The following is an 11,743-nucleotide window of genomic DNA, read 5'->3' as shown; positions in this document are numbered from 1 at the left end:
GTGCCAACGGCTGGCCGGTGCGCCATGCAGCGGCGTACCCTGTGCGCCCGTTTCGTGGATATCGCCGCCCATGCCGTCGTCGCATCGCCTGATCCGCTTCGTTCGCAGCTGCCATCTCTACCTCGGCGTGTTCACCGCGCCGATGCTGCTGTTCCTGGCGGTGAGCGGCGGCCTGCAGACCTTCGGCCTGCATGAGGCCAGCCGCGGCAGCAGCTACGCGCCACCGGCGTGGCTGGCCAGCATGGCGCAGCTGCACAAGAAGCAGACCCTGGAGGTGCCGGTGCGGCGTCCGCGTCCGGCGGCAGCGGTGGCCGAGGCCGCGCCGGTCGCGCGGGCAGCGGTGCAGGGCGCGCCCGCGGCACCCGGTGCGCGCCGCAACCTGCTGCCGATGAAGATCTTCTTCGCCGCGATCGCGCTGGGCCTGTTCATGTCGGTGTGCAGCGGGCTGTACATGGCCTGGCGCTTCACTCGCCGGCCGCGGCTGTTCGGCGCCGTGCTGCTGGGCGGGATTGCCGCGCCCCTGCTGCTCTTGCTGGCCTGAGCCGGTCGCGGCATGGCGAACCGGCAGCTCGACCATTGGCAGCATCGCCCGGCGCGTTCCGCGTTCGCGCTGCGCTACCTGGTGCACGACTTCGAGGTGCCGATGAACGTGGGCAGCGTGTTCCGCATTGCCGACGCGCTGGGGGTGGAGATGATCCACCTCACCGGCGCTTCGGCGGTGCCGCCCAACCGCAAGTTGCGCAAGACCTCGCGTGCGACCGAGCAGCACGTGCCGTTCCGCCACGACGACGATCCGCTGCCGGTAGTGCACGAACTGAAGGCCGCCGGCTACCGCATCGTCAGCCTGGAGCTCACCAGCGCCAGCATCGACATCCGCGAGCTGCCGGTGGCCGCGGGCGAGCGCATCTGCCTGGTGCTCGGTTCGGAGAACCGCGGCGTAAGCCAGGCCTTGCTGGACGGCTCCGACCAGACCGTGCACATCCCCATGCTGGGCGCGCATTCGTCGATGAACGTGGCCACCGCCTGCGCGATCGCGACGTTCGAAATCATCCGCGCGTTTCCGGTGCCGCCGGCCTGAGGCCACGGTCGTGGAGGGGCGGGGCTCCGTTCGGCGCCGGCGCGCTTTCCGCGGGCCGGTCCGGCGCACCGGCGGGTGCGGTCATCATCAATCGGTCGACCGGATAGCCACGCTGGCGCGAGTGCTCCACGAGGGTCTGCAAAAGTGCGGGATCCATCGTGGGCTGGCGCGAGAGTATCCACAGGTGGTTGCGGCCGGGGCCGCCGATCACCGCCCACTGGTAGTCGGCGTCCACCTCGATCACCCAATAGTCGGCCCATGCCATCGGCAGCCAGGTCAGCCAGGCAGGCGCGAAGCGCACTTCCAGCGCGGCCGGCTGGTGTTTCTTCATCCGCGCCACGCCGTCGACCGACGACCGGCCCTTGCGGGTGCGGCAGGTGTTGTGCACGTGGATGGTGCCGTCGGGATTCGGCGTGTACGTGGCGACGACGGCATCGAGGCACTCGCGTTCGAAGTACATCGGCAGGCGCGCGATTTCGTACCACTGGCCGGCATACCGATGCAGGTCCAGCGACGGCACCGGCCGGTTCGGCAGGCTGGCGGCGGCAGCGGGTCCTGCGATGGCGAGGGTTGCCACGATGAGCAACTGGCGGAACATGCGCATGGTCTGGTTCCCTGGGGAATGCGTGGAGCGATCGGCCGGAAGGATCGCGGAACCGGGGCGTGCGGTCTGGCGGTAGTGTGCTTCCTGCAGGTCGATCTCGCGCACCCGCCGGTGCGAGACCTCGTCCGAGACGACGGCGGCGATGGCTGCGGCCCGGCGGGCCATGTTCTCCTCACGAAGGACCGCCGGTTCCGGCGGCAGTTCCTGGCCTTCGAGCAACGGCAGCAGGCCGATGCTGGCGACCACCAGCGAGAGCGGGATCAGCGCGGTGGCGAGGAAGATGGGCGGCCCGCCTGCGGGGAAGGGCGCGCCGTCGGGCGGCATCGGGAATGGGGAGCGGGAAACGACATCGCCGTTCGCCCTGAGCGCAGGCGCGGCGCCGAAGTCCAGGGGTGCAGCAGCGGCTGGCCGTGCCGCGTCGAAGGGCATACCATCGCCCGTTCCCGTCGCCCGTCCCCAGGCCCAGGAGATCGCGTGCAGCCGATCATCGACGTCAGACAGCTCAGCAAGACCTACGTCTCCGGTTTCCAGGCGCTCAAGCCGATCGACCTGCAGATCCGCCAGGGCGAGATTTTCGCGTTGCTCGGCCCCAATGGCGCCGGCAAGACCACCCTGATCAGCATCATCTGCGGCATCGTCAATCCCAGCGAAGGCTCCGTGCTGGCCGATGGCCACGACGTGGTGCGCGAATACCGCGCCGCGCGCTCGCAGATCGGCCTGGTGCCGCAGGAGCTGACCACCGACTCGTTCGAGACGGTGTGGAACACGGTCAGCTTCAGCCGCGGCCTGTTCGGCAGGGCGCCAGACCCGGCGTACATCGAGAAGGTGCTGAAGGACCTCTCGCTGTGGAGCAAGAAGGACAACAAGATGATCACCCTGTCCGGCGGCATGAAGCGCCGGGTGATGATCGCCAAGGCGCTGTCGCACGAGCCGCGCATCCTGTTCCTGGACGAACCCACCGCCGGCGTCGACGTGGAGCTGCGCCGCGACATGTGGACCATGGTGCGCGGCCTGCGCGCCAGTGGCGTCACCATCATCCTCACCACGCATTACATCGACGAGGCCGAGGAGATGGCCGACCGCATCGGCGTGATCAACAAGGGCGAGCTGATCCTGGTGCAGGACAAGGCCGAGCTGATGAACAGGCTCGGCCGGCGGCAACTTACCCTGCAGTTGCAGTCGCCGCTGGCGGCGATCCCCGCCGAACTTTCCGGCCACGCGCTGGAGTTGTCCGCTGACGGCCAGCAACTGGTCTACACCTTCGACGCGCAGGACGAGCGCAGCGGCATCGACGTGCTGCTGCGCCGGCTGGGCGAACTGGGCATCGACTTCAAGGATCTCAGGACCAGCCAGAGCTCGCTGGAGGACATCTTCGTGGACCTGGTCAGGGAGCGCGCATGAACATCCACGGCATCCGCGCGATCTACCGCTTCGAGATGGCGCGCACGCGGCGCACGCTGCTGCAGAGCATCGTCTCGCCGGTGATCTCCACATCGCTGTACTTCGTGGTGTTCGGCGCGGCGATCGGCTCGCACATGAACGGCATCGACGGGGTCAGCTACGGCGCCTTCATCGTGCCGGGCCTGGTGATGCTGTCGCTGCTCACGCAGAGCATCTCCAACGCCTCGTTCGGGATCTATTTCCCCAAGTTCGTCGGCACCATCTACGAGATCCTGTCGGCGCCGGTGTCGCCGTTCGAGATCGTCGCCGGCTACGTCGGCGCGGCGGCGAGCAAGTCGATCATCCTGGGCGCGATCATCCTGGCCACTGCGCGGCTGTTCGTCACCTTCGAGATCGCGCACCCGCTGTGGATGGTCGCGTTCCTGGTGCTCACCGCGGTGACCTTCAGCCTGTTCGGCTTCATCATCGGCATCTGGGCGGACAACTTCGAGAAGCTGCAACTGGTGCCGCTGCTGATCGTCACGCCGCTGACCTTCCTTGGCGGCAGTTTCTACTCGATCCACATGCTGTCGCCGCTGTGGCAGAAGGTGACCCTGTTCAACCCGGTGGTGTACCTGATCAGCGGGTTCCGCTGGAGTTTCTACGGCGTGTCGGACGTCGGCGTGGGGATCAGCCTGGGCATGACCCTGGTGTTCCTCGGCATCTGCCTGGGACTGGTGTGGTGGATCTTCCGCAGCGGCTACCGATTGAAGGCCTGAACCACGCCGGTTGAACGAATCGCGCGGGCTCCAGTCCCAGCACTATTTGAAGGCAACCACGGGGAAGTTCATGCGCAGGCAGACATCAACCGGAAGCTGGGTCGCCGCGGCGATCGTGGTGATCGTCCTGGTCGGGGCGGGGGGCTGGCTGGTGCGACGCGCCATGCAGCCCGAGGCGGCGAGCCCGCCGACGGCGGAAATGGCGCAACCGGCGACGAGCCGCAGCGCGGCGGCGCCGATCCAGCATCCGATCGCGCAGGCACAGGCGCAAACCGTCCCGGCCAGCGCCTCCACCGCGCCGCTGCCGGCGCTGGACCAGAGCGACGACGACGTGCTGGCCGCCCTGCAGCGGCTGGCCGGCGACAGCGAGCTGTCGCTGCTGCTGGTGCGCCCGCAGATCATCAACCGCATCGTGGCCAGCATCGACGCCATGCCCGGGCGCAGCCTCGGCGGCATCATGATGCCCGCGAGGCCGCCCAAGGGTGCCTTCGTCACCGGCGAAATGGACGGCCAAACCGTGATCGGCGAAGCCAACGCCGCCCGCTATGCGCCGTACATGGCGATCGTCGAGCAGGTCGATCCGCAGGCGCTGGTAGCCTGGTACGTGCACGCCTATCCGCTGTTCCAGCAGGCCTACGAACACCTGGGCTACCCGCACGGCTACTTCAATGACCGCCTGATCGTGGTGATCGACAACTTGCTCGCCGCGCCCGAGCCCGCCACGCCGCCGGCACTGCTGCCGTCCAGGGGCCAGTACGTGTTCGCCGATCCGGCGCTGGAAGCGCGCTCCGCCGGCCAGCGCTTGCTGCTGCGCACCGGAGCGGCCAACGAAGCGAAGATCAAGGCCCGGCTGCGCACGATCCGCGGCCTGCTGGTCGGCCAGCACCTGCAGCCTGCCGCGGCGGGTTCGGCCACTGGAGCCGCCACGCTGAAATAGCCAGGCTGCCGACTCATCAACGGGTAGGAGCCCGCCTGCGGGCGATGCTCTCGCGAATCCCGAATCCCGGCTACTAAAGCATCGCCCGCAAGCGGGCTCCTACGGATACGGCGAGCCGTCCTTGTGCGTGTAGACGCCGGCCGCGCCGTCCCAGTGCAGGTCGATGTCGGGGTAGTGGCAGCGGTCGTCCGCGTGGCGACTGCCGATCTCCAGATAGACGGCTGTCTGTGCGCTCCGGTTGACCAGGTGATGACCGTCGGGACAGTTCTTCGGGAACGCCGCGAACTCGCCCGTGCGCAGCGGCTGCTCGCCGTCGTCGGTGATCAGCACCAGCTCGCCCGACAGCACGCAGACGAACTCGTCCTCGTTGGTATGCCAGTGCCGCTGGCTCGACCACGCGCCCGGCGGAAGCTGCGTGAGATTGACGCCGAAATCGGCGAGGCCGCCGGCATCGCCCAGCGCCTGCTTGGTGCGCGCGCCGGCGAAGGCGGCAAACGGCGGCGGATAGCCCGAGCCCTTGCGCTCGGGCACCTGGCTGACATCGATCTTCGGCATGGGGATTCTCCGGCGTGGATGGCGATTGTCCACCGAAAGCGCGCCGTTGCCGTGAATGAGCGCTTTCTGTACACCCGACCGGCTACAGTGGGCCGACGTCGCGAGACCGTGCGCGGAGGACGGAATCATGATGCGTGGCTGCTGGCTGATCGTTCTGATGCTGGCGTGGCTGGTGCCGTCGGCCCCGTCGCGCGCCGAACCGCCGGTGGCTGCGCCTTCGGCGATGGTGGCGCGGATCACCCTGGACGGACCGATCGGGCCGGCTGCAGCGGAGTACTTCGACGACGCGGCGCAACGCGCGGTAGCCGACGGCGCGGTGGCGATCGTGCTGCAACTGGACACGCCGGGCGGGCTGTCCGAGTCGATGCGCCAGATCATCGGCCGCATGCTGGCGCTGCCGGTGCCGGTACTGGTCTACGTGGCGCCGGGTGGTGCGCGTGCTGCTTCGGCCGGCACCTACATCCTTTATGCGGGGCAGGTTGCCGCAATGGCGCCGGCCACCCACCTGGGTGCGGCGACACCGGTATCGCTGGGTGGCGCCACGCCGATGCCGTTGCCGGTGCCGAAGGCGAGCGAGCCGGCCAGGGCCGGTTCCGGCGCGCCGCCCGCGCAGGATGAGGCCGGCGACAACGCCGAATCGAACAAGGTGCTGAACGACGCGATCGCCTACATCCGCTCGCTGGCCCAGCTGCGCGATCGCAACGCGGCCTGGGCCGAGCAGGCGGTGCGTGGCGCGGCGACGCTGACCGCCAGCGAGGCAGCGCAACAACACGTGATCGACTTCGTCGCCGGCGACGTGGCCGACCTGCTGGCGAAGGCCGACGGACGCGCGGTACGCGTCGGCGAGCGCCAGCTGACCATGCAACTGGCGGGCGCGAGCGTGCGCGACTACGCGCCGGGCGCGCGCACCCGTTTCCTGGGCATCATCACCAACCCGACCATCGCCTACCTGCTGCTGCTCGGCGGCATCTTCGGCCTGGCGCTTGAGGCGATGCACCCCGGTGCGATGCTGCCCGGCATCGTGGGCGCGATCAGCCTGCTGGTGGGCCTGTACGCCTTGCAGCTGCTGCCGGTGAATTACGCCGGGTTGGCGCTCATGGCGCTGGGCATCGGCCTGCTGGTGGCCGAGGCGGTCAATCCCACGGTGGGGGCGTTCGGCGCGGGCGGACTGGTGGCCTTCGTGATCGGCTCGGTGATGCTGATGAAGACCGGCGTGCCCGGCTACGCGGTCAACCTGGGCGTGATCGGCGGCATCGCGGTGGGCTTCGCGGCGCTGCTGGGCACGGTGGTGTGGCTGGTTTTTCGCGCGCGCCGCGCACCACCGTTCGGCGGCGAGGCCGCGATGGTCGAGGAAACCGGCCGCCTGCTGGAAAGCGTGGCTGCCGGCGGCGAGAGCTGGGCGATGCTGCACGGCGAGCGCTGGCGCGTGCGCTGCGCGGTCGACCTGCCGGCGGGCGCCGCCGTGCGGGTGGTGTCGCGGCAAGGTTTGTTGTTGTGGGTCGAGCCGGCCCCTGCCGTCGCGACCGTTTGAGGTTTTTGACTGGAGAAGACCATGTTCGGATTCGTCGGTGTGTTGATCATCCTCGGCATCTTGCTGCTGTTCGCCGCGATCAAGATCCTGCCGGAGTACCAGCGCGGCGTGGTGCTGACCCTGGGCCGCTATACCGGCACCAAGGGCCCCGGCCTGGTGCTGCTGATCCCGGTGGTGCAGCAGATGATCCGGGTGGACCTGCGGGTCACCGTGCTGGATGTGCCGCCGCAGGACGTGATCTCGCGCGACAACGTCTCGGTGCGGGTCAATGCCGTGGTGTACTTCCGCGTGGTCGACTCGGACAAGTCGGTGCTGGAGGTGGAGAACTTCCTGCAGGCCACCAGCCAGCTGGCACAGACGCGGCTGCGCTCGGTGCTGGGCCAGCACGAGCTGGACGAGATCCTGTCCCAGCGCGAGTCGATCAACCACACCTTGCAGGTCACCCTGGACGAGGCCACCGACCCGTGGGGCATCAAGGTGATGAACGTGGAGATCAAGGACGTCGATCTCAACGAGACCATGGTGCGGGCGATCGCGCGCCAGGCCGAGGCCGAACGCGAACGCCGCGCCAAGGTGATCCACGCCGAAGGCGAGATGCAGGCCGCCGAGAAGCTGCGCGATGCTGCGGCGATGCTGTCGCAACAGCCGCAGGCGCTGCAGTTGCGTTATCTGCAAACGCTGGCCGACATGTCCAACAACGGCAAATCCTCGACCATCGTGTTCCCGCTGCCGCTGGACCTGATCCGGCCGCTGATGGAGGCATTCCCGTCGAAACGGGATTCGGGTACAACGGGCTGACCGATTTTCGCGAGCAAACCGATGGAAGCAATCCCAGCGGCTGGAAGCCTGGTCTGCGTGGGTCTGGGCATGACCCTGGGCTCGCACCTCGGCCCGCTGGCGCGCAGCCACATCGAGCAGGCCGACGTAGTGTTCGCCGGCCTCTCCGACGGCATCGTCGAGCTGTGGCTGCAGCGCATGCACCGCGACGTGCGCAGCCTGCAGGTGTACTACCGCGAGGGCAAGTCGCGCATGCAGACCTACCGCGAGATGGTCAAGGCCATCCTCACCGAGGTGCGTGCGGGCAAGAGGGTGTGCGGCGTGTTCTACGGCCATCCCGGCGTATTCGCCTGGGCGCCGCACAAGGCGATCGAGGTGGCCCGCGGCGAAGGCTACGCCGCGCACATGGAGCCGGGCATTTCCGCCGAGGATTGTCTCTATGCGGATCTCGGCATCGACCCCGGCCGCGTCGGCTGCCAGCACTACGAGGCCAGCCAGCTGCTGTTCTACCGACGCCGGATCGACCCCACGGCCTACCTGGTGCTGTGGCAGGTGGGCCTGGTCGGCGACCAGTCGCTGGCACGCTTCTCCACCGGCCCGGCCTACCGCCAACTGCTGATCGAGGTGCTCTCGCGCGACTACCCGCCGGAGCATGAGGTCATCATCTACCGCGCACCGACCCTGCCGATCCAGCAGGCGCGGATCGAGCGGTTGCCGCTGGGGGAGCTGCCTCAAGCGGAGGTGGGCATGGCCGATACGGTGGTGGTGCCGCCGGCGCGGGCGCTGTCGGTGGACCACGAGATGAGGGCGAGGCTGGATGTGCTTGACAAGGCGGCGTCCGAAGCCGCCGGCGATGCTGCCGCATCGAGTCTGCAAGGCGTCAAAAACCAAGCGTAAGATGGCCTCGGCGCAGCCGTGCCTGACAAGAGCGCCGTTGCGAGCAGGGAGTCGCAGTAAGACTGGAGCTGGCGGCCAGTTGTCAATCAGCGAGGTAGGGGGAATCATCAGGTGTTCGACGTTATCGATTTTCTTGAGACCCTGGGGCAAGACGCGCAGCTGCGTTACGCGTCGCAGGATGAAGTGGAGTTTGCGCTGTCCGGGGCGGTGGTGGAGCCGGCGATGCGGGTGGCGATCCTCGCCAGAAATGGCCCGGGCTTGCAGGCGTTGCTTGGGCAGGATCCGTTCTGCTGCTTGATCAACCCGGCCAAGCCCGATGAGGAGCAGGAGGAATGTGACGGCAACTGCAAGGAAAGCGAGGAAAAGAAGCGTGACGAGGAAAGGAAGGAGAAAAGGGATGGGGACTGAGGATCATTCGCCCTTTGTCTTGTCTGCGCTGGCGACCACCGACTAGCCCATGGACAAGGCTGGCGGCTACAGGCTGGCTTTCGCATGTTCTGCGCTTCTGCTCTGGTCAGTGGCGGGTCTCGCCACCGTACCCGCGTCCGTATCGGACGACCCCGGGCAACTGCTGAAACAGGCGGAAAGCATTCCGTCCTCCAATCGTGTCGAGTTCGACGAATTGATGCGCCGGCTCGCCAAGCCTGTGCGGGAGCTTTCTCCGCAGCAGCAAGTGCATCGCCGCTATCTTCTGGCCCGGCAGGCCGCTTTTGCCGGCAATTTCGACGCCGCCTTGCCGCCGTTGACGGCGATCGCGGGTCAGACCGCATATCCCGTGCTGGCGTTTCGCGCCAAAGCCACGGTGATTGACCTTCTGGTGGCGCAATCCCGCTACGAGGAAGCCTTCGCCAGGCTGAATTCGCTGCTGGAGCAGCTGCCGAAGATGGAGGAAAACGATGTCCGTGTGCAGGGACTTGGTGTCGCGGCGCAGTTGTACAACGAGGCAGGTCAGTATGAAGCCTCCTCGCGTTACGCAGATCAGATCATCAATGAGAGCACTGATACGCGCAGCGCCTGCAGGGGGTGGTTCTACAAGTCCGAGGCCTTGTTTGAAAGTGGCACCACGAAGCTGGCTGCCGATCAGCTTCGCGATGGCACGGAAGCATGCAGCAAGGCAGGCAATACGCTTTTCGCACTCAGCTTCCAGTATTTGCTGGCGAGTTTCGACATGCGGCAAGGCCGCCTCGACTCCGCCATCCGCTTGTTGCAGACCAGCTATCCCAAGGTGCTGCGAGCAGGCTTTCCGCCCCAGGTCGCGGAGTTCGAGTCCACTCTGGCCAAGGCGCACCTGGAGCGTGGCGACCTTGTCTCGGCTGCCAAGTTTGCCAATCAGGCCCTGGTGACGAACGCCAGCAGGCCGTATTCCGAGTCGACCGCCCGGGCGTACCACGTGCTTTATCGGGTCGACAAGAAGACCGGCGACGACCGTGCGGCGCTGGAGAATCTCGAGAAGTTCGTCGTCACCAACGACGGCTACATGGATCGCCTCAGTGCAAAGGCGCTTGCCTACCAGATCGTCGAGCAAAAGGTGCTGGCGAAGAAACTGCAGGTCGAAGAGCTGGACAAGAAAAACAAGCTGCTCGGGATGCAGGGCGAGCTGGATCGCAAGGAGGTCGAAACCAGCCGCCTGTACATCCTGTTGCTGCTGCTGGTACTCGCGTCCATCGGTTTGTGGGCGTATCGCATCAAGCGCTCGCAGCTCAAGTTCATGAAACTGGCGCGGCGCGACGGACTCACCGGCATCTTCAACCGGCAGCACTTCGTCAACGAGGCGGAACGGCTGCTGCGCTATTGCCAGAAGTCCGGACGCGACGCTTGCCTGGTGCTGCTCGACCTGGATCATTTCAAGCAGGTCAACGACAACCATGGTCACGCGGTGGGCGACCGCGTGCTTCGGCGTGCGGTGGGGGCCTGCCAGAAGCACTTGCGGACCACCGACCTGTTCGGGCGGCTGGGCGGCGAGGAGTTCGGCATGCTGCTGCCCGAGTGCGGGCGGGAGCAGGTGTTGGAGCGCGTGGAGCAGATGCGCCTGGCCGTTGCCCAGGTTCCTGCCGGCGAGGCGGGCTCCGGCGTGGTTGTCTCGGCCAGCTTCGGCGTCGCGTCCGCCGCCAGCTCGGGGTATGAGCTGCGCCAGTTGATGACGGATGCGGACGACGCGCTCTACCGGGCCAAGCGCGAGGGGCGCAACCGGGTCAGCCTGTTCGACAGCCGGCGTGTTCAGTCGAATGTGGTGTAACGAGCGCAATCACAAACCCGGCTTTGGCGCCCCGTGCGCAGCCGCTTCAGGGAGATGCTGTTGAAATCGTTTTCACGCAAGGCCAGGAGCGTGCGGCTTCGGCCGATGATGCAGAGCGACGAAGCTCTGTTTCATACGCTCTATACCGATCCCGAGACCATGCGTTTCGTCGGTGCGCCGTGGACTCCGGCGGAGGCAGTGGAGAGGTTCCGTGCGACCCTCTGTCGCCGGGGAAAGACGGTCGTGACCGACCGCTTTTTCGTCATCGAGGAAAAATCCAGCCGGGAAGCTATGGGTATTTGCGGCTCCTCACATTATGATCCGGCAAACATGCGGGTCGAAGTTGGCGTGATGTTGTTGCCCTTGGGTCGCAGGGCAGGGGTGGGGAGGGGCGCACTGATGGCGTTGGTGGACCATCTGTTTGAAGAGCAGCTGCTCGTCGAAGTGTACGCACGCATCGTTGCCGGCCATTCGGCAGCAGAAAATCTGGTAAAGCGCGCCAGTTTCCTGCTGGACATGGTTGTGAGGGGCGGGGAGCGGGATGTGGGGGAGCGTCAGTGGTCGGTCCACCGATCAACTTGGCGAGCAAGTCAAAGACCAGCAGCGGAGGTTATCGATGTCCAACGTGATCGATTTTCTTGAAAGGATGGGACGAGACGGGAAACTGCGTCATGCCTCGACCAAGGATATGGAGGGGGCCTTGGAAGTTGCCCAGATTGACCCGCAGCTGGCTGCCGCGATCCTCGCGAAGGATTCGGCGCTGATCGAGTCGCTGCTCGGCGACAGCAAGATCTATTGCGCCCTGATGCCCGGCAAGCAGGACGAGGAAGAGGAAGGGGAGGGTGAGGACGAAGCGCCTTCGCGCGAGGAGTCCGGGATTCCCTCGCGGGACCCTCTTTCCCGCGTGACGTTTGCCAGATAGCCGATGCGTGGGGGGAACATCCGTCGGGTATCCCTGTCGGGGTTTGT

Annotated in this window: 13 protein-coding genes and 1 pseudogene; 12 read left to right on the top strand and 2 right to left on the bottom strand. The window is 66.7% G+C overall.

The features are described from left to right. Positions 1 to 70 precede the first annotated feature (70 nt). Together ACVCMI_RS12695 and ACVCMI_RS12690 are read left to right on the top strand one after the other, a co-directional pair. Positions 71 to 541 carry a PepSY domain-containing protein gene (locus ACVCMI_RS12695; RefSeq protein ID WP_395119295.1) on the top strand — a complete coding sequence of 157 codons (471 nt, stop codon included), beginning with the start codon at positions 71 to 73 and terminating at the stop codon, positions 539 to 541. 12 nt (positions 542 to 553) lie between these two features. Continuing rightward, a complete protein-coding gene (locus tag ACVCMI_RS12690; protein ID WP_447098584.1) occupies positions 554 to 1,078 on the top strand; it encodes a TrmH family RNA methyltransferase in 525 nt (174 codons plus the stop codon). Positions 1,079 to 1,151: 73 nt separating this feature from the next. On the opposite strand, the pseudogene ACVCMI_RS12685 reads toward ACVCMI_RS12690, so the two are convergent. Further along, positions 1,152 to 1,682, bottom strand: a pseudogene (locus ACVCMI_RS12685) (lipocalin family protein); the annotation flags it as partial. A gap of 474 nt (positions 1,683 to 2,156) precedes the next feature. Between ACVCMI_RS12685 and ACVCMI_RS12680 the strand changes: the two are divergent. The 3 genes from ACVCMI_RS12680 (at position 2,157) to ACVCMI_RS12670 (ending at position 4,778) form a co-directional block, all read left to right on the top strand. Next, on the top strand, positions 2,157 to 3,083 hold the full coding sequence (locus ACVCMI_RS12680) for an ABC transporter ATP-binding protein (RefSeq protein WP_447098585.1): 927 nt from the start codon (positions 2,157 to 2,159) through the stop codon (positions 3,081 to 3,083). Further along, positions 3,080 to 3,841 carry an ABC transporter permease gene (locus tag ACVCMI_RS12675; RefSeq protein WP_395119292.1) on the top strand — a complete coding sequence of 254 codons (762 nt, stop codon included), beginning with the start codon at positions 3,080 to 3,082 and terminating at the stop codon, positions 3,839 to 3,841. Before ACVCMI_RS12680 ends, ACVCMI_RS12675 begins: the two co-directional genes overlap by 4 nt. A gap of 70 nt (positions 3,842 to 3,911) precedes the next feature. Beyond that, complete coding sequence (locus ACVCMI_RS12670; protein WP_447098586.1) at positions 3,912 to 4,778, top strand: DUF3014 domain-containing protein; 867 nt, start codon at positions 3,912 to 3,914, stop codon at positions 4,776 to 4,778. Between the two features lie 99 nt (positions 4,779 to 4,877). Here ACVCMI_RS12670 and ACVCMI_RS12665 read toward each other — a convergent pair whose 3' ends face one another. Next, a complete protein-coding gene (locus ACVCMI_RS12665; protein WP_447098587.1) occupies positions 4,878 to 5,333 on the bottom strand; it encodes a cupin domain-containing protein in 456 nt (151 codons plus the stop codon). A gap of 127 nt (positions 5,334 to 5,460) precedes the next feature. Between ACVCMI_RS12665 and ACVCMI_RS12660 the strand changes: the two genes are divergently transcribed. The 7 genes from ACVCMI_RS12660 (at position 5,461) to ACVCMI_RS12630 (ending at position 11,696) form a co-directional block, all read left to right on the top strand. Further along, on the top strand, positions 5,461 to 6,864 hold the full coding sequence (locus tag ACVCMI_RS12660) for an NfeD family protein (RefSeq protein ID WP_447098588.1): 1,404 nt from the start codon (positions 5,461 to 5,463) through the stop codon (positions 6,862 to 6,864). 21 nt (positions 6,865 to 6,885) lie between these two features. Further along, the gene (locus ACVCMI_RS12655) at positions 6,886 to 7,662 is read left to right on the top strand and encodes a slipin family protein (RefSeq protein WP_447098589.1); all 777 of its coding nucleotides are present in this window, start codon (positions 6,886 to 6,888) and stop codon (positions 7,660 to 7,662) included. Between the two features lie 21 nt (positions 7,663 to 7,683). Beyond that, entirely contained in the window at positions 7,684 to 8,538 is an 855-nt protein-coding gene (locus ACVCMI_RS12650; RefSeq protein ID WP_447098590.1) for an SAM-dependent methyltransferase, read from the top strand. 111 nt (positions 8,539 to 8,649) lie between these two features. After that, positions 8,650 to 8,946, top strand: coding sequence for a hypothetical protein (locus ACVCMI_RS12645; protein ID WP_447098591.1), 297 nt, complete (start codon positions 8,650 to 8,652; stop codon positions 8,944 to 8,946). A gap of 49 nt (positions 8,947 to 8,995) precedes the next feature. Further along, on the top strand, positions 8,996 to 10,774 hold the full coding sequence (locus tag ACVCMI_RS12640) for a diguanylate cyclase (protein ID WP_447098592.1): 1,779 nt from the start codon (positions 8,996 to 8,998) through the stop codon (positions 10,772 to 10,774). Positions 10,775 to 10,834: 60 nt separating this feature from the next. Beyond that, positions 10,835 to 11,416 carry a GNAT family N-acetyltransferase gene (locus ACVCMI_RS12635; RefSeq protein ID WP_447098593.1) on the top strand — a complete coding sequence of 194 codons (582 nt, stop codon included), beginning with the start codon at positions 10,835 to 10,837 and terminating at the stop codon, positions 11,414 to 11,416. Continuing rightward, positions 11,391 to 11,696 carry a hypothetical protein gene (locus tag ACVCMI_RS12630; RefSeq protein ID WP_447098594.1) on the top strand — a complete coding sequence of 102 codons (306 nt, stop codon included), beginning with the start codon at positions 11,391 to 11,393 and terminating at the stop codon, positions 11,694 to 11,696. Before ACVCMI_RS12635 ends, ACVCMI_RS12630 begins: the two co-directional genes overlap by 26 nt. Positions 11,697 to 11,743 lie beyond the last annotated feature (47 nt).

It is taken from the genome of Rhodanobacter sp. UC4448_H15 (assembly GCF_052978265.1).
Note: the sequence above shows the minus strand (reverse complement) of the source record. Positions and strands in the feature narration are given on the sequence as shown.